This window comes from Brevundimonas subvibrioides ATCC 15264 (assembly GCF_000144605.1).
In the GTDB taxonomy this organism is placed as follows: Bacteria; Pseudomonadota; Alphaproteobacteria; order Caulobacterales; family Caulobacteraceae; genus Brevundimonas; species Brevundimonas subvibrioides.
Genome location: NC_014375.1, coordinates 3257008 through 3273929 on the forward strand (window position 1 = coordinate 3257008; position 16922 = coordinate 3273929).

General features: G+C 70.6%; 13 protein-coding genes. 3 read left to right on the plus strand and 10 right to left on the minus strand.

The genetic code is table 11. The features are described from left to right. The first annotated feature begins 12 nt into the window (after window positions 1-12). The 3 genes from BRESU_RS15825 to BRESU_RS15835 all read left to right on the plus strand — a co-directional run bounded on the left by BRESU_RS15825 (window position 13) and on the right by BRESU_RS15835 (window position 3482). The gene (locus BRESU_RS15825; RefSeq protein WP_013270574.1) at window positions 13-1044 is read left to right on the plus strand and encodes a sugar kinase; all 1032 of its coding nucleotides are present in this window, start codon (window positions 13-15) and stop codon (window positions 1042-1044) included. Between the two features lie 87 nt (window positions 1045-1131). Further along, window positions 1132-2772, plus strand: a complete 1641-nt coding sequence (locus BRESU_RS15830; protein ID WP_013270575.1) for a pectate lyase — start codon at window positions 1132-1134, stop codon at window positions 2770-2772. Further along, window positions 2772-3482 carry a LamG domain-containing protein gene (locus tag BRESU_RS15835; protein ID WP_013270576.1) on the plus strand — a complete coding sequence of 237 codons (711 nt, stop codon included), beginning with the start codon at window positions 2772-2774 and terminating at the stop codon, window positions 3480-3482. The genes BRESU_RS15830 and BRESU_RS15835 overlap by 1 nt, the downstream gene beginning before the upstream one ends. A 78-nt stretch (window positions 3483-3560) precedes the next feature. Here BRESU_RS15835 and rplS read toward each other — a convergent pair whose 3' ends face one another. From rplS to BRESU_RS15885, 10 genes are all read right to left on the minus strand, one after another. Continuing rightward, on the minus strand, window positions 3561-3989 hold the full coding sequence (rplS, locus tag BRESU_RS15840; RefSeq protein WP_013270577.1) for a 50S ribosomal protein L19: 429 nt from the start codon (window positions 3987-3989) through the stop codon (window positions 3561-3563). A 4-nt stretch (window positions 3990-3993) separates the two neighbouring features. Further along, entirely contained in the window at window positions 3994-4743 is a 750-nt protein-coding gene (trmD, locus tag BRESU_RS15845) for a tRNA (guanosine(37)-N1)-methyltransferase TrmD (RefSeq protein ID WP_013270578.1), read from the minus strand. A gap of 56 nt (window positions 4744-4799) precedes the next feature. Beyond that, window positions 4800-6638, minus strand: coding sequence for a DUF885 domain-containing protein (locus BRESU_RS15850; protein WP_013270579.1), 1839 nt, complete (start codon window positions 6636-6638; stop codon window positions 4800-4802). A 66-nt stretch (window positions 6639-6704) separates the two neighbouring features. After that, the gene (trxA, locus tag BRESU_RS15855; protein ID WP_013270580.1) at window positions 6705-7040 is read right to left on the minus strand and encodes a thioredoxin TrxA; all 336 of its coding nucleotides are present in this window, start codon (window positions 7038-7040) and stop codon (window positions 6705-6707) included. 125 nt (window positions 7041-7165) lie between these two features. After that, window positions 7166-10648: a double-strand break repair helicase AddA gene (gene addA, locus BRESU_RS15860; protein ID WP_013270581.1), complete on the minus strand. Its 3483-nt coding sequence runs from the start codon at window positions 10646-10648 to the stop codon at window positions 7166-7168. Beyond that, entirely contained in the window at window positions 10645-13686 is a 3042-nt protein-coding gene (gene addB, locus BRESU_RS15865; RefSeq protein ID WP_013270582.1) for a double-strand break repair protein AddB, read from the minus strand. The genes addA and addB overlap by 4 nt, the downstream gene beginning before the upstream one ends. After that, window positions 13683-14405, minus strand: a complete 723-nt coding sequence (gene murU / locus BRESU_RS15870) for an N-acetylmuramate alpha-1-phosphate uridylyltransferase MurU (RefSeq protein ID WP_013270583.1) — start codon at window positions 14403-14405, stop codon at window positions 13683-13685. The genes addB and murU overlap by 4 nt, the downstream gene beginning before the upstream one ends. Further along, a complete protein-coding gene (gene amgK / locus BRESU_RS15875; RefSeq protein ID WP_013270584.1) occupies window positions 14402-15502 on the minus strand; it encodes an N-acetylmuramate/N-acetylglucosamine kinase AmgK in 1101 nt (366 codons plus the stop codon). Before amgK ends, murU begins: the two co-directional genes overlap by 4 nt. After that, the gene (gene tsaE, locus BRESU_RS15880) at window positions 15495-15977 is read right to left on the minus strand and encodes a tRNA (adenosine(37)-N6)-threonylcarbamoyltransferase complex ATPase subunit type 1 TsaE (protein WP_013270585.1); all 483 of its coding nucleotides are present in this window, start codon (window positions 15975-15977) and stop codon (window positions 15495-15497) included. Before tsaE ends, amgK begins: the two co-directional genes overlap by 8 nt. After that, window positions 15974-16858 carry a GNAT family N-acetyltransferase gene (locus tag BRESU_RS15885; protein WP_013270586.1) on the minus strand — a complete coding sequence of 295 codons (885 nt, stop codon included), beginning with the start codon at window positions 16856-16858 and terminating at the stop codon, window positions 15974-15976. Before BRESU_RS15885 ends, tsaE begins: the two co-directional genes overlap by 4 nt. Window positions 16859-16922: the final 64 nt, after the last annotated feature.

Here is a 16922-nt window from a genome sequence, read left to right on the forward strand (position 1 = left end):
TAGCGTGACGGCATGACTCGATCGACCTCCGGCCGCCGTATCCTGTGCTTTGGCGAGATGCTGCTGCGTCTAACCCCCAACGACGGCGAGCTTCTGATGCAGTCGCCGGGCCTGACCGCCCGCCCCGGCGGCGCGGAGGCCAATGTCGCGGTGTCCCTCGCGCGGTTCGGTGCCCCGGCCGCCCTCGCCACCGTCCTGCCCGACAATGCGCTGGGGCACGCCGCCCGTGACGAGGTCAGGAAGCATGGCGTCGACACCGCCGGCGTCCAGTTCCGGCCCGGCCGGATGGGGCTGTACTTCCTGACGCCCGGCGCCGTCCGTCGTCCGTCGGAAGTCCTGTACGACCGCGCCGGCTCGGCCTTCGTCCAGCATATCGACGGGGCGATGGACTGGCCCGCCCTGCTGGACGGCGTGGAGTGGCTGCATCTGTCCGGCGTCACACCCGCCACCGGCCCGAACGGGTCTGCCGCGGCCCTCGCCGCCATCGCCGCCGCGACCGCAGCCGGGGTGAAGGTCAGTTTCGACGGCAATTTCCGGGGCAAGCTGTGGGCCGAATGGGCCGGCGATCCGCCTCGCGTCCTGGGCCAGATGCTGGCCGGCTCCAGCCTCGCCTTCGCCGACGACCGCGACTTCGCCCTCGTGCTGGGTCGACGCTTCGACGACCCCGATCCCGCCCGGCGCCGCCGCGCCGCCGCAGCGGCCGCCTTCGAGACCTGGCCGTCGCTGGAGCGCATCTGCTGCACCCTGCGTGTCAACGACAGCGTGCAGGATCAGACCCTGTCGGCCGTCATGATCACCCGGGACGGCGAGCGCCACGCTGCCCCCATCGCCCTGACCGGGGTCGTGGACCGCGTTGGTGGCGGCGATGCCTTCGCCTCGGGCGTCCTGTTCGGCGTCTGGAGCGGCTGGTCCAACGACGAGGCGCTGGCGTTCGGTCTGGCTGCGGCCGGGTTGAAGCACTCGGTCCCGGGCGATTTCAACCTGTTCGACGAGAGCCAGGTACGCGCCGCCATGTCCGCCGAAGGCTTCGACATCAAGCGCTAGGTCACCCCTAGGAAACCGGTGTCATCGGTGTATCTTGCGGGCAGCGGTCGTCAGAACCGCCCCTGCAGGAAACGACCGGAGTTCCCCATGTCTGTGTCCATGTCGCGCCGTGCCGTCCTCGCCTCGGGGGCCGCGCTCGCCACCCTGACCGCGGCTGGTCCGGTCTTCGCCCAGGCCACCCCCGACCGCGCCACCCTGCTGGCCACCATGAAGCGCGCCACCGCCTTCATGACCGACGAGGTCGCGGTGGGCGGCGGCTATGTCTGGCAGGTCCTGCCCGACTTCTCTCGCCGCTGGGGCGAGCTGGAGGCCAAGCCGACGATGATCTGGGTCCAGCCTCCGGGTACCGCGACCGTGGGTCATGTCTACATGGACGCCTGGCATGCCACCGGCGATGAGCAGTTCTACGACGCCGCCAAGGCGTGCGCCGACGCCCTGATCGCGGGCCAGCACCCGCGCGGCGGCTGGAACTACGTCATCGACACGGCAGGCGAGGACAGCCTGAAGGACTGGTACGAGACGATCGGCGGCAACGCCTGGCGGCTGGAGGAATTCCAGCACTATTACGGCAACGCGACCTTCGATGACGCCGGCACGGCCGAAGCCTCCCAGTTGCTGCTCCGCGTCTATCTGGAGAAGCGCGAGCGCAAATATCGTGCCCCGCTCGACAAGGCGATCCAGTTCGTCCTGGACGCCCAGTATCCCAACGGCGGCTGGCCCCAGCGCTTCCCGTTCGTGGAAGGCGCGGGCGGCCTTCACGGCAACCCTGACTACACCCCCTACATCACCTTCAACGACGATGTGGCCGGCGAGAACATCGAGTTCCTGCTCTATGCCCACCAGGCGCTGGGCTCCAACGACCGACGCCTGGTCGACGCGATCCAGCGCGGCATGGACATCTTCGTCGCCACCCAGCAGCCCCTGCCCCAGCCCGCCTGGGGCCTGCAGCATTTCCCCGACACGCTGAAGCCCGCCCCCGCCCGCACCATCGAGCCACGGGCCTTCGCCACCCACACCACGGCGACGAACATCCGCTCCATGATCGGCTTCTACAAATTGACCGGCGACCGCAAATTCCTCGCCCGGCTGCCCGAGGCGCTCGACTGGCTGGATCAGGTGAAGACGCCGCAAAACCTGATCGCGCCGGGCCGCACGCATCCGACCTTCATCCTCGAGGGCTCCAACACCCCGGTCTATATCCACCGCAAGGGGTCCAACATCCGCAACGGCCGCTACTACGCCGACGACAATCCCAATAACCTGATCGTCCACTACGGCTCGTTCCGGAACCTCGATACCGCCGCCCTGCGTGCCGAGTACGAGGCGGCCGCGGCAATGACGCCCGAGTCCGTCATCGCGACCTCGCCGCTCAAGGCCCGCCCCGGCACCCGCGCCCTGCCCAAATATTTTACCCTGAAGGACGTCAGCATCTGGGACATGGGCACCGAGGGCCGGCGCCCCCGCCCCGTCGCCCCGACCCGGGCGGCGGAACTGGCCGGCACCCTGAACGCGCGCGGCTACTGGCCCAGCCTGCTGACGACCACTTCCAACCCCTACGTCGGCCCCTCCCCCGAGGCGGTCACGGGCGGCGAGTATCAGACCACGCGCGTCGGCGACCTGTGGGACACCTCGCCCTACACCACCGATTTCCCGGTCGAAGGCATCTCGACCCAGACCTTCATCACCAACATGGGCGACCTGATCGAGGCGCTGCAGGTCGCGTCGTGATGGGCCTCGACCGACGCCGCGTCCTGGCCGGGCTGGGTGCCCTCCCCATGGCCGGCTGCGCGTCCTTTCCCGGTCCCGACCGGCCCAGGACGACGGTCTGGCGGTTCGGCGACCTCGCCAGCATCGACGCCCCCCTGACGATCGAGGGCGCGCCACGGCCGGTGGCGGGTCCGGCCTCGGTGCCGGGAGGCGCGCTTCAGTTCGACGGCGTGGACGACGCCCTGTTCATCGACCGGCACCCCCTGGCCGGGGCCGCGACCTTCGCCTTCGAGGCCGTCTTCCGCCCCGATGGCGGAGCGATGGAGCAGCGCTGGCTGCACCTGCAATCCGACGAGGACGTCCCTGCCGGCCAGACCCCGGTCGGCACGCGCTTTCTGTTCGAGATCCGCGTCTATGGCGACGCATGGGCGCTCGACGCCTTCGTCAAGGGACCGACCTACAACCAGACCCTGCTGTTTCCCGACAAGCGCCACCCTGTCGGCCGCTGGTACCACGTAGCCCAGACCTATGACGGCACGACCTACCGGGCCTTCGTCGACGGAGAACTCCAGGGCGAGGCCGCACTCGCCTTCACGCCCCAGGGACCCGGGCGCGCCTCGGTCGGCACGCGGATCAACCGGGTCAACTATTTCAACGGCGCCATCGCCGAGGCACGATTCACCCCGCGCTTCCTGCGACCGGACCAGTTCACCGGCCTCAATCCGGCATGAAAAAGGGCCCCGACGTTTCCGCCGGGGCCCTTTCAGATAGCGGGGCTCAAGTAGGCCAAGGGCCGGTAGCCCCAGGCATCATGCCTCGTCGGTCGTCTTGTCGGCCGAGCCGGTGACCGGAACCACGGCGCCCTTGGCGGGGCGGACGGTCTGGCGTTCGGCGATACGGGCCGACTTGCCGCGACGGTCGCGCAGGTAATACAGCTTGGCGCGCCGCACGACGCCGCGACGCTTCACTTCGATCGACTCGATGTTCGGCGACAGGATCGGGAAGACGCGCTCGACGCCCTCGCCGAAGGAGATTTTCCGGACGGTGAAGTTCTCGTTCACGCCGCCGCCGGCGCGGGCGATGCAGACGCCTTCGAAGGCCTGGACGCGCTCGCGCTCGCCTTCCTTGATCTTGACGTTGACGCGCAGGGTGTCGCCGGGCTGGAAGACCGGGATCGCGCGCACGGCGATCAAACGGGCTTTTTCTTCCGCTTCGAGCGTCTGAAGGATGTTGGCCATGGTTCTATTCTCCTCGGGCTTTGGCGCCCTTTAGCTTTGATTTGGCGGAGGGTTCCGCAGGTCTTGTTTCCAGATGCGCCGCCCAGAGGTCTGGGCGTCGTTCCCGGGTGGTCTCTTCCCGTTGCGCCTGTCGCCACGCCGCCATCTTGCGATGGTCGCCGGACAACAGGATCTCCGGGATGTCGATCCCCTCGAACGTCCGCGGTCGCGTGTACTGCGGATGCTCCAGAAGACCGTCCTCGAAGCTTTCGGAGGACAGGCTTTCGGCCTGGCCCAGAACGCCGGGGATCAGTCGTACGCACGCCTCGATCGCCACCATCGCCGCTGCCTCGCCACCGGCCAGGACCGCATCTCCGACGGAGACCTCCTCGAACCCCCGGGCGTCGAGCACCCGCTGGTCCACCCCCTCGAACCGGCCGCAGAGGACGACGATGCCGTCCGCCTTTGCCCAGTCTTTCACGCGCGCCTGCGTCAGGGGTCGACCGCGTGCGCTCATGTACAAAAGCGGCCGGGGCGACCCTGTCAGGCTGTCGAGAGCCCGGGCCACCACGTCCGCTTTGAGTACCTGTCCGGGGCCGCCACCCGCGGGGGTGTCGTCCAGGAAGCCGCGCTTATCTTCGGAAAAGTTCCGAATGTCCACCGTTTCCAGCGCCCACAGGGCCTTCTCGCGCCAGGCCGTGCCGATTAGCGATACGCCGAGCGGCCCGGGAAACGCCTCGGGGAACATGGTCAGGACGGTGGCGGTGAACGGCATGGGGGCCGTTTAGCGCAGACAATCCTCCACCGCGAGCGAAGCGATGCGGGGGAGGATTAGTCCGGGTGGCCACCCCCCGCCGCGATCCAGGCGTCGACCTGTTCCTCCAGCACGTCCAGCGGCACCGAGCCGGAACCCAGCACCACGGAATGGAAGTCGCGGATGTTGAACCGGTCCCCCAGCGCCGTCCGGGCCCGCTCGCGCAGCTCCAGGATTTTCAGCTCGCCGACCTTGTAGCTGGTCGCCTGGCCCGGGCCGGAGATGTAGCGGTTCACCTCGAGCCGGATGTCGCGCTCGCTCAGCAGCGAGTTCTGCCGGAAATACTCGACCGCCTGGTCGCGGCTCCAGCGCTTGGAATGGATGCCCGTGTCCAGCACCAGCCGCACCGCCCGCCACAGCTCGGTCGAGAGCCGCCCGAAGTCCGAATAGGGGTCCTGGTAGAACCCCATCTCCTTGCCGAGCTTCTCGGCATACAGCCCCCAGCCCTCGGCATAGGCCCCATAGATGCCATATCGCCGGAACCGCGGCAGGCTCTCCATCTCCTGGGCATAGGCGACCTGGAAATGGTGGCCAGGCGCGCCCTCGTGATAGCTGATGCCCTCGATCTGAGGACGCAGCACCTGGGTCATGTCCGACAGGTTGACGTAGTAGATCCCCGGCCGCGAGCCGTCGGCCGCCGGCTCGTTGTAGAAGGCGATGCCGGTCGAGGCCTCGCGCCAGGCCTCGACCGAGCGGACCTCCAGCGCGGCCTCGGGCAGGTCGCTGAACCACTGCGGCGCGACCGCCATGACCTGGGCGATGAAGGCGCGGCTGTCCTCCAGATACTGCGCCTTGCCTTCGGGCGTGTTCGGATACTGGAAGCGCGGGTCCGTCTTGATGAAGGCGAAGAAGTCCTGGAGCGTGCCCTCGAACCCGACCTGGGTCTTGATGACCTCCATCTCGGCCTGGACGCGCGCCACTTCGGACAGGCCGATCTGGTGGATCTGGTCGGCGGTCAGGTCGGTGGTCGTCGAGGCCCGCAGGCGCTGGCTGTAGTAGGCGTCACCGTCCGGCAGCCGCCACACGCCGTCGGTGCTGGTCGACAGCGGCTGCATCTCCAGCAGGGTGGCCAGATACCGGTCGTAGCCCCGCTTGAACGGCCCGGTCAGGGCCTCGCGCGCCGAGGCGATCAGGGCGTCCTTCTCAGCCTGCCCGATATCCAGCGCGCCCACTTTTTTCTGGAAGTCCGCCCAGATCGCCGTGTCGGCCCCGTCCGTGAAGGGAGCGCCGTTGGTCACATTGCGGATCGCGCCCAGCGCCGGTTCCCACACGAAGGTCGGCGGCGTGATCCCGGCGGCCATGCGCGTGCGGATATTGGTCGCGCTCTCGCCCAGCACCCGCTCGACCTCGACCAGACGCGCGACATAGGCCCGGGCATCATCGGCCGTGTCGACGCGGTGGTTGTTGATCATGAACACCGGCAGCGACCCGCCGGCCCCGCCGCTGGACGAGATCGGATAGCCGCTTTCGCGCCACCGGAAGCCTTCGCGCTGCTGCACCACGCCGTGTTCGAACAACCGGGCCGACATCCGCGACTGCGGGCTCAGGTCGGCGGTGTCGAACTCGGCCTTCATCCGCGCCAGCTGCGCCTCGGCCAGGGCCAGCGACCGCTCGGCGGCGGCGGGGGTGTAGTCATCCAGTTTGTCGTTGTCGGTTTTCATGCCCAGCGAGGTCATCTGCTGGGGGCTCAGGGCAATCCGCTCGTTGTAGGTCGCCTCGAAGAAGGCGGCAAGGCGGGCATCGGCGTCGGCCGTCGCCTCTGCCTGCTGCATCGGCGCAGGCGCGAAGGCCGCGCTGCCCAGACCGGCCACGGCGATCAGAACCGCGCTGGCGGACGAAATCAGAAGACGACGCATCAGGAACCCCCGGGACAAACAGACCCGGACCGTCCCCGATGCGACGGGGCGATGCAAGCGCCGCGGTCAGGCCTTGGCGGAGATGCCCGTCTCGGCCAGCCATTCCAGGATCTTGCCCTTGGGCATGGCCCCGACCTTCAGCGAGGTCATCTGGCCGTCCTTGAACAGCATCAGCGTCGGAATGCCCTTCACGCCGAGCTTCGACGGGGTCATGGGGCTGTCGTCGATGTTGATCTTGGCGATCGTCACCTGACCGGCCAGTTCGTCGGCGATCTGCTCCAGCGCCGGCCCGATCTGCTTGCAGGGTCCGCACCACTCCGCCCAGAAGTCCACCAGCACGGGCGTGGAGGCCTTCAGCACGTCGGTGTCGAAGCTGTCGTCGGTGACCTTCATCGTGGCCATGGGGGGATCTCCTTATGGGCGGCCGAAGCGCGCCCGGTGTCTCTTGTTCGGGTGAGATGTGGGGCGATTCTGGACGAAATCAACGGAAGGCTTTCCGCATCGGCAGGACGGCTTGCTTCCAGAACTCACAAACCCGCCAGCGCCTCATCCATCACGCCTTGCGGCACCGCCATCAGCCTCGGCCCGTCCGTCCAGACGAGCGCCGCCTCCACCGGCCGGTCCGGATACAGCCGCTTCAGCACCGCCACATAGACCGCCATCTGGGCCACATAGGCGGGGTCCGCGTCCTCGATCCGGTCGGGGGCGGGGCGGTTGGTCTTGTAGTCGACGACCAGAACCCGCTCGGGCGTCACCACCAGCCGGTCGATCCGGCCCGAGATCGACACGCCCGCCGGCAGGCCCGGTGCCGACCCGGTCAGCGCCACCTCGGCCCGCGACCCGGCCCCGAACACGGCCGAGAACCGCGCGTCCTCCAGCACGGCGAAGGCCGCCGCGATCATCTCGTCGCGCTGCGCTTCCGACAGATCGCGCTCCCGCGCCAGCATCCGCCGCGGCGCGTCCGGCCGCGCCGCCGCCTCGATCTCGGGCAGCCGCTCCAGCAGCAGGTGGATCAGGTCGCCGCGCCGGAACCGGCCCAGAGGGGCACCTCCGTCCGCGCCTGCGACCGCCAACGGCGACGGGGCCGATACCCGCTTCACCGCCTTGGCCTGCGACGGCGACACATACCGCGCCGACGGATCGACCGGCGGCATCGCCCGCGCCCAGTCCGGCACGGTCACGCCCGGAATGGCCGAGGCCACGCCCGCCGCCATCACCACCGGATCGACCCCGAAGCGCCGCCGCCCGTCGCCGATATCGCGCACCTGTCCGCCGAGCCGTTCGAAGGTCTCGGTCAGCACCGCCCACCAGCTGCCCTCGTCATAGCCCAGCTTGGACTTGGCGCTGCCCCGCCCCAGGATCACTACCCGGTCCCGCGCCCGCGTCAGGGCGACGTAGAGCAGCCGCAGCGTCTCGTCGTCGACCCGCGTCTGACGCGCCGTCCGCGCCTCGCCCGAGGCCTCGCAGTCCTCCTTCTCGGACCCCGGACACATCAGCCAGCCCTCGGCCCCGTCGTCGAGCTCGACCGGCATCAGGGTCGGCCCCTGCGCCTTGGCCTTCGCCGTCGTGTCCGGCAGGATGACCACCGGGGCCTCCAGCCCCTTGGCGCCGTGCACGGTCATCACCCGGACCTCACCGCGCGCTCCCTCCATCTCGCGCTTCACCTCGACGTCGGCGGTCTCCAGCATCGACAGGCAGGTCTCCAGATCGATCCCGCCCCGCTGCTCGGCCGCCAGCACCTGGTTCAGCGTCTCGTCGATCGCCTCCTCCGCCTCGCGCCCCAGCCGGGCCAGGATGCGCGCCCGGCCCGACAGCCCCGTCGCATCGATCCGGTTCAGAAGCCCGGCGAAGAAGGCGAACGGATCGCGGCTGGACGACGCGATGGCGAAATCGATCAGGTCGTGCGCCCGCCCCCACGACGGATGCTCCCCCGCCCGTGCCTGCAGTGCCGCCCACAGCCGTTTCCGCTTCGGATCGGCCCCCGCCAGTTCGTACAGGCTGTCGGCCGCGCCATCGTCGGGGATGTCGCAGAGCGGGCTGCGCAGCACCCCGGCCAGGCTCAGTTCGTCGTCGGGATACAGCGCCACCCGCGCCACCGCGATCAGGTCGTCGAAGGCGATGTGCGACGACAGCTTCAGCCGGTCGGCCCCCGCCACCGGCACGCCGACCGCCTTCATCGCCCGGATGATCTCCTCGAAGGTCGCGTCGCGCCGGCGCACCAGCACCAGGAAGTCGCCGTAGCCGCAGGGCCGCAGCGCGCGGGTCTTGCGGTCCTGCACCGCCACCCCGGCCATGACCTGACGCCGGATCTCGCGCGCCAGATCGGCCGCCATGCGCTTGCGCGCGCTCTGCACCGGCTCCTGATCCAGCGGATCATCCCAGGCGTCGCGCTCAGGCGGCTTCTCGTCCGCATAGAGGGGCCAGAGGTCGATGCAGCCGTGGTCGTCCACCCGTTTGGCGATATGCGCCGGGATGGCCCCGACCGTTTCCCCGACCAGCGACCGCGTCCGCTCCGGCGACACGAAGACGGCATCGACGAAGCTCAGCACCTCCGGCGTCGACCGGAACGAAGTGGCCAGTTCCACGCCCGCGAATGCCGCCCCCGCGCCCCGGACCATGACGTCGTAGCGCTGCGATTCCTGGCGCAGCCGCTCGGGCCGGGCTCCCTGGAAGGAATAGATCGACTGCTTCTCGTCGCCCACGGCGAACACCGTCCGCTCGACCTTGCCCGCCCCGTAGCGTTTCGAGCCGATGCCGGAGAAGAAGCCCTCGGTCAGGGCCTCGACGATGTCCCACTGTTCGGGCGCCGTGTCCTGGGCCTCGTCGATCAGGACGTGTTCGATGCCCCCGTCCAGCTTGAACAGCACCCAGGCTGCGCTGGACCGCACGGTCAGCAGCTCGACCGTCCGCGCCACCAGGTCCCCAAAATCCAGCGCCCCGCGCCGTTCCTTGGCCGCCTCGTAGAGCGCCCCGTGCGCGCGGGCGAGCGTCAGCACATGGCCCGTGTCCTCGGCCACCCTGGCCTTGCGCACCTCGCCCAGGGTGGCGACGACCTTGTCCTGCATTGTGGTCAGCCAGTCGCGCGCCTCGGGCGGGGCGGACTTGGTCGCCATCGACTTCCTCGGGGCGCCGCTGGTCAGGAAGACCGAGGCAATCTCGGGAAAGCTCCAATCCGCCTCCCACATCCGCTTGGCGCAGGCCTGGTCGGTGACCGATCCCCGGTCCATCGCCTCGGCCATGGCCAGCCATTCGCCATGGTCGAGAAAGCGCATGAAGTCGTTCTGGATCGTCGCCACGTCGCGGTCGGGATCGGCCCCGACCAGCGCATGCGGTCCCGGCGCGGTGCCCGCATCGACCCGCGCCACATAGTCCAGCAGCCGCGCCCGGTCCGCCTCGATCCGCGCCAGCAGGCCCTCGAACGATTTGAAGTCCAGCTCGACCGCGAAATGGGCATAGGCCCGGCCGATCTCGCCGTCGCCATTGCCCAACGCCCGCCGCGCCAGATCCTCGCGCGCCTCGTGCGACAGGGCCGTGGCCGCCTGGTCCTCCAGCACGGTGAACCCCGGCGTCACCCCCGCCTCCAGCGGAAACCGCCGCAACAGCTTCTCGCAGAAGGCATGCAGGGTCTGGATCTTCAGCCCGCCGGGCGTGTCCAGCGCCTTGGCGAACAGACGGCGCGCGTTCGACAGGTCGGTCTTCGACAGGATCGTCGCCGCCCGCCCGTCCAGATCGGCCAGCGACGCCTCCAGCGTCGCATCGTCCATGACCGCCCAGGCCCCCAGCCGGTCGAACAGCCGCGCCTGCATCTCGGCCGCCGCCGCCTTGGTATAGGTCACGCACAGGATCTCGCCCGGGCTGACGTCCTCCAGCAGCAGCCGCGCCACCCGGTCGACCAGGGTCGAGGTCTTGCCCGAACCGGCATTGGCCGTGACGAACACCGACTGGCGCGGGTCCGCCGCCGCGATCTGGGCGGGGTCGGGCAGGATGCGGACGGCGGTCTCCGTGCTCACGAATCCGGCTCCTCAGCCCCGGCGACGTGCCATTCCCAGACCCGCGCCAGATGGTCGTAGTTGCCGCCGAAATTGCCCATGAATTGCGGCGCGACCCAGCTCAGGTACGGCGTCGTCTCCAGATCGAACCGCCGCACCCGCGCCTTCAACCCCGCCAGCGCCGCCATCGACAGATCGGCCGCCTCGGTCCCTTGGGCCAGGGTCTTGGCTTCACCGGCGACCTTGCGCCCCACGACCCGCACATAGGTCAGGTCTTCCGGCTCCACCGGCCCTGTGTCCGACAGCCCCGCCTCGGCCAGGATCGCCCCGGTCAGGGTCAGCTGCGGCGCGAAGCCCGACTTCACCTGTTTGGCCGACGGCGCGGCCCCGGTCTTGAAGTCCAGGATCGCCGCGCCCGTGGACGACAGCTCGATCCGGTCCGCCTTGGCCGTTACCGTGAACGGCCCGGCATCGGCGTCGAAGGTCAATGCGACCTCTTCCTCGACCCGGATCTCGATTCCCTGGGCCCGGCGCCGCGTCTCGAACGCCGTCAGCCAGCGCGCGGCGTTCCGGGCCAGCGGCCCCTCGCGCGCCATGGCCGCGTCCTCGAACCCGTGGTGGCGCAGCTCCTCGTGCAGCAGGTGGACGATCTGGTCCTCGCAATCCTCGGGCAGGACGTCTGGCCAGGCCAGGGTCAGCCGCTCGACCGCCTTGTGGATCGCCTGCCCGCGCAGCAGCGCCTCGGCCGACTGCCCCGGCCGGTCCATGGGCCTCAGGTTCAGCACATAGCGGGCATAGACGGCATAGGGATCCCGCACCCACCGCTCCACGCCCGTGACCGGCAGGGTGCGCGGTCGCCGCGCGACCGGCGGCTTCGGCGCCGGCCGTTTCGCCAGTCCGCCCTGCCCGAAGCCCGGCGCATCCAGCGCCCGGGCCGTGGCCTGCATCTCCGTCGGGCGGTCAAGGTCGACGCCCGCCCCCCGAGTCAGCATCTCCAGCCGCCACAGCCAGCGCGACCGCACCGCAGGCTGCCCGCCGCGCCGCTCGGTATGGATCAGGATCGCCTCGGGCGCGCAGGCCCCCTGCACGAAATCCTGCGCCGTCTGTCCCACGCGCCGTTCCGGCGGCGGCAGGTCCAGCGCCTTCCGCATGGGCCGAGACAGGAAGGGATCGACCGGCGCGCCACGGGGCCAGACACCCTCCTCCAGCCCCGCCAGGATCATCCGGTCGGCCCGCACCAGCCGCGCCTCGATGGCCCCGAGGATGCGCAGGGACGGGTGCGTCGCACCGCCGGTCCGCACCGTCGTGTCCCGCACCAGCCCGGCCACCAGTTCGGCGAACTCGCCCGGCGAAACCTCGCCCAGCGACGCCCCGCCCTCGATCAGCTGGGACAGCATCGCGGCCGCCGCCTCGCCGTCGGACCCGGCCCAGACGTCCGCGCCCGCCAGAGCCTCGATCAGGGTCGTCAGCGACCGGGCCGCCGCATCCAGCGGGGCCCTCGGCGCGAACGGCGCGGTGGCCGTTCCGCTCAGCGCCTGCAGCCGACCCGCCAGGGCCGTCGCCTGCGCCAGTCGCCCCAGCGTCCAGTCCGAAGGGGGCTGCCCGTTCCGGCGCGGCGCACCGGCCTGCGTCAGCCGCGCCTCCACCCGCGTCCAGTCCCGCGTGCGCGGGCCCCGGAACGCCACCTTCTCCAGCTCGACCACCGCATCCGAAGTGGCCTCGGGCAGGGTCGTCAGCTCATGCTTGATCAAAGCCAGCGCGGTCTGGGGTGCCAGCGGGTCGGCCATCCACCGCACGCACAGGTCGACCAGCACACCCACCGGCATCTGGCCCAGTCCCGTGCCGGATGACGAGTCCGCGACCACACCCCACCGCTCCAGCCGCGCCGCCACGCGCCGCCCCAGCGCCAGATCGGGCGTCACCAGCGCGCACGTCCTGCCCGGCATCTCCAGCGACTCGCGCATCATCAGGGCGATGGTCGCTGCCGCCTCCTCCTCCGTCCGCGTGGTCACCACCGACAGGCCCTGAAGACCCAGCGCGATCGGATCGGCCGACTGGCCCGCCTCCGCCGCCCGCCCCCGCAGGCCGCGGATCTCCTCGCGCCAGTCCGCCGTCGCCTCCGCGGGTCGCAGCGCCTCGTGGATCAGCCTCTGCCGCGCCAGCCCCCGCGCCTCGACACCGGGATCGACCGGTCGCCGGAACCAGGGCCGCACGGCCGCGCGCGCCACCCCGGCCCGCTCCAGCAGCCGCTTCAGCGCGCTCTGGGGATGCTGCTCCTCGATCGCCCCCCAGGCGGTTTCGTCCAGATCCGCGTCCAGTCCCGGCAGGACAACGCACCCCTGCGGCGCGCTGGCCACGGCCTTGAGCACATCCGCCGCCGCCTTCACCGTCCCGGTCGAGCCCGCCGCAATCACCGGCCCCTGCGGCGGAGACCCGGCCCACCGCTCCGCCAGCAGCCGCAGCAGTTTCGTGCGCCGCCACGAGGCATCGACCAGCCCCATGGCCTCCAGCCGCTTCGGCCAGGCCTCCACCGCCAGCCCCAGGAACTCGGCCGAGGCCTGCCAGTGCTCGGCGAAATCCTCGCCGCCGAAGCTCGCCACCATTCCCGGATCGGCCACCTCCTCGATGTGGCAGGAATCCAGAAACGCCCCCAGCCCGTCGGCCAGTTCCAGCGCCCTCAAGGGGGCCAGACCCGGCGCGAACTGCTCCACGATCATCCGCGCCATCTCGAACCGGCGTGTCAGGGACGCGATGGCCGGCGGCAGGTCCAGACCCAGTTCGCCCGGCGAGAACGGCGGCTCGTCCTCCTCCAGATCGCCCAGCGGCCGCACCTGCGGCAGCAGCACCGGCCGGTCCGCCGCCTGGGTCGCCAGGGCCGCCCCGAACGCCCGCGCGGCACGGCGGTTGGGCAGCAGGATGGTCGCGTCCGACAGGGCCTCGGGCGGATTATCCCCCAGCCAGTCCAGTACCCCGGCCGCCAGATCCTCGAGGAACGGCCGATGCGCGGGGATGGCGAACCAGCGCGGCGTGTCGCCGGCGAAAGGATCGAAGGCGGTCACGCGCCCCCGAGCCGGATCTCGGCTTCGTCTCTCGCCTGTGGATCGCCGACATGCATCCAGTCGCCGTCCAGTACGCAGCCGTAAAGCCGCCCCGCCGCCGCCGACGCGCGCCACAGCGGGCTCAGCGAAAACGCGCCGTCCGGTCCGCCGTCCGCATAGTCCGACCGCGTGATGTGGACGCCCATATAGGCGAACGGAGCCGACGCCGCCTCGCCCCGGAAGGTCAGCCGGCCGTCCTCGGCCAGGAAGAAGTCTCCGTCCCCCTCGAACCCGATCGATCCCTCGCGCCGCGCCAGCAGCAGGCAGGCGTCCATCTTCGTCGGGTCCCACAGCCGCACAAGCTCGTCGGCCCAGCCCGCCTGGGCCGCGCCGTCGGTCCAGACGCTGTCGATATTGGCCACGAACACCGCGTCAGCACCCAGCAGGGGTCTGGCCTTCTTCAGCCCCCCACCCGTCTCCAGCAGCGCCTCACGTTCGTCCGAGATCACGATCTCCGGCCCCCGACCTCGCGCCGCCAGATGCGCCTCCAGCCGGTCCGCGAACCAGTGCACATTGACCACCGCCGTCTGGACCCCCGCCTCGACCAGCCGGTCCAGCACGTGGTCGATCAGCGCCCGCCCGCCGACCTCGACGAGGGCCTTGGGGCGATCGTCGGTCAGCGGCCGCATCCGCGTGCCCAGCCCGGCGGCCAGCACCATCGCCGTCTTGGGGGCGGTCATGCCCGCACCCCGTCCGGCACATACCGGTCGAACCAGCGCGCCACGCCTTCCAGACCGGGCTTGGTCAGATTGGCGTTCAGGTGCCGCCACATGCGCGGCATGAAGCCCGCGTATCGCGGCTTGCCGTCCCGTACGATCAGCCGCGCGAAGATGCCCAGGATCCGCGCCTCGTTCAGCGCCGCCAGCCCGGCATAGGACCGCAGGAAGGCCGCGCGGTCCGGCACCCCGGCCAGGGCGAAATACCGCTCCAGCGCCTCGGCCTCCAGCGCGCCCGAGACGTCGCGCCGCGCGTCCTGCAGCAGGGAATGCAGATCCCAGCTCGGGTGCGCCCGCACCGCGTCCTGAAAATCGATCATCCCCACGCGCGCCGCGCCTTGCCGCTCCGGCAGCCAGATCAGGTTCTCGGCGTGATAGTCACGGTGCGCCACGACGCTGGCCCCCGCCGCGCCCTCGGCCACCACCGGAGCCCAGGCCGCCTGCCAGTCCGCGCGTGCGGCGTCGTCGAAGACCAGTTCGGGCTTCAGCTTCGGCAGCCAGTCGATGAACAGATCGGCCCCGCCCTGCAGCGCCGTCTCGTCATAGACCTGCAGCGGCCAGTCGCCGGCCGCGCCGCTCAGCACGTCCGGGGTCGGGGCGGCATGCAGGGTCGCCAGCGCCTCCACGGCCGCCAGATACAGCGGAACCTCGTCGGCTCCGTCCTCGATCACCCGGGCGAACAGGGCGTCGCCGAAATCCTCCAGCACGGCCAGCCCGGCCGGTGCGTCCACCGCCAGAAGGTCAGGGGCCGACAGCCCCACCGACCGCAGATGCGCCGCCACCGCCGCGAAGGCCTCGATCCGTCCGGCCGACAGGCGGGCGATCGCGTTCCAGCCCTCCGCCTTGCGCCGCTCCGGCGACCACGACGGATCGGCCGGCGGGCTCTCGGCCGCCGCGACCTGGTCCATCAGCATCAGCGAGGTCCCCGCCGACGTCGTCAGCCGCTCGTAGCGCCGAGTCGAGGCATCGCCCGGCAGCGGCGCGCGCGCGGCTTCGCCCAGCCCCGCCCGGTCCAGGAAGGCGACCCGCTGGGCCTCTCGCGCATGTCCGACGTCAGCCATTCAGTCCTTCGATCCCCGCATCGATCTTCCTTGCCCATGCCCCTACGCCAGAAACGGTCGCAACGCGTCCGTCGCCGTCTTCGGACACCACGATCGACAGCCGGTCCGGCCCCAGCGCCCGGTCCAGATCGTCGCCCAGCCGCTCCGGCCATTCGATCAGGGCGCACCCCAGATCCAGCGCCTCGTCCAGACCGATCTCGAACGCCTCCTCCGGGCGGGTCAGGCGATACAGGTCGAAATGGGCCACCGGCGGATCGGTCTCGTAGACCTGGACCAAGGTGAAGGTCGGCGACGGCACGTCCTCGTCCGGTCCGGTCAGCGCCCGGATCAGCCCGCGCGCCAGCGTCGACTTGCCCATGCCCAGCGGCCCCTGCAGCAGGATCGCCTCGCCGATGCCCAGCGACCCCGCCAGGGCCGCCCCCAGCGCCGTCGTCGCCGCCTCGTCGGGCAGCGCTACCTGGACGACCCCGCTCATGCGAAGTCCGCGTTGGGCTGGCTGGCCAGCACCCGTTCGGTGAAGGCCTTCAACGCATAGGTCGCGCGCGTCGCGTCGATGTCCAGCCGCGACGGCGCGATCGGCTTCCCGACACTCAGCCGGAACGGCTTCTTCCGCTTGTTCAGCAACTCGTGGAACAGGGTGATGTCCCGCAGCTCCGGCGACACCCGGTTGAACAGGTGGAACAGGGTCGAGTTCGGCCCCGTCACGTGGATGGGGATGACCGGGGCCCCGTATTTGCGCGCCATCGACGCCGCCGTGGGGGCCCACTCCGGATCGGTCAGCGTCCCGTCCTTGCCTGCGCGCGCCAGCCGTCCGGCCGGGAACATGACGATGCACCGCTCGGCCTCGAAGGCGGCCTTGGCCGCCTCCAGCGTGGCGCGGGTCTTTTCGCGCGTGCGCTTGTCGACCACCCATTCGACCGGGATCAGCACCTCGGCCAGCCGAGGCGAGACCCGCAGCGCATCGGCATTGGCGAACCAGATCGCGTCGGGCCGGCGCTTCTTGATGGCGTCATAGACGGCGATCCCATCTGCGATCCCCGTCGGATGGTTGCACACCACCACGCACCGTCCGCTGGTCGGCACCCGCTCCAGGTTCATCGACGAGACCTTCAGGTCCAGCAGGTCGGACACATGCGCCAGCGTCCCCTGCCCGGACAGGTGCCCGATGGCGTCCGCCATCCGCCGCGCCTTGCCGTAGCCGAGCAGGGCGTACAGCCCCGGCCGCACCAGGGGCCAGAACGGCGACCCCGTCAGCCCCGGGGCCCGCTCGGCGATCAGCACATCCACGATATGGTCATGCCCACGCCCGGTCGGCGTCGGCACGGGCTCTGAAGCGGTCGGGAGCGAAGCGGCCATTCCCGACCCTTGTCGCCTCTGGCGGGAACACAGGCAAGCCGCCGTGGCGCGGACATCTGCAAAC

What these genes read in the sequence shown, in the direction of transcription:
- BRESU_RS15825 (WP_013270574.1), top strand. Translation starts at nt 13, where the DNA reads ATGACTCGATCGACCTCCGGCCGCCGTATCCTGTGCTTTGGCGAGATG.
- BRESU_RS15830 (WP_013270575.1), top strand. Translation starts at nt 1,132, where the DNA reads ATGTCTGTGTCCATGTCGCGCCGTGCCGTCCTCGCCTCGGGGGCCGCG.
- BRESU_RS15835 (WP_013270576.1), top strand. Translation starts at nt 2,772, where the DNA reads ATGGGCCTCGACCGACGCCGCGTCCTGGCCGGGCTGGGTGCCCTCCCC.
- rplS (WP_013270577.1), bottom strand. Translation starts at nt 3,989, where the DNA reads ATGGCCAACATCCTTCAGACGCTCGAAGCGGAAGAAAAAGCCCGTTTG.
- trmD (WP_013270578.1), bottom strand. Translation starts at nt 4,743, where the DNA reads ATGCCGTTCACCGCCACCGTCCTGACCATGTTCCCCGAGGCGTTTCCC.
- BRESU_RS15850 (WP_013270579.1), bottom strand. Translation starts at nt 6,638, where the DNA reads ATGCGTCGTCTTCTGATTTCGTCCGCCAGCGCGGTTCTGATCGCCGTG.
- trxA (WP_013270580.1), bottom strand. Translation starts at nt 7,040, where the DNA reads ATGGCCACGATGAAGGTCACCGACGACAGCTTCGACACCGACGTGCTG.
- murU (WP_013270583.1), bottom strand. Translation starts at nt 14,405, where the DNA reads ATGACCGCCCCCAAGACGGCGATGGTGCTGGCCGCCGGGCTGGGCACG.
- amgK (WP_013270584.1), bottom strand. Translation starts at nt 15,502, where the DNA reads ATGGCTGACGTCGGACATGCGCGAGAGGCCCAGCGGGTCGCCTTCCTG.
- tsaE (WP_013270585.1), bottom strand. Translation starts at nt 15,977, where the DNA reads ATGAGCGGGGTCGTCCAGGTAGCGCTGCCCGACGAGGCGGCGACGACG.
- BRESU_RS15885 (WP_013270586.1), bottom strand. Translation starts at nt 16,858, where the DNA reads ATGGCCGCTTCGCTCCCGACCGCTTCAGAGCCCGTGCCGACGCCGACC.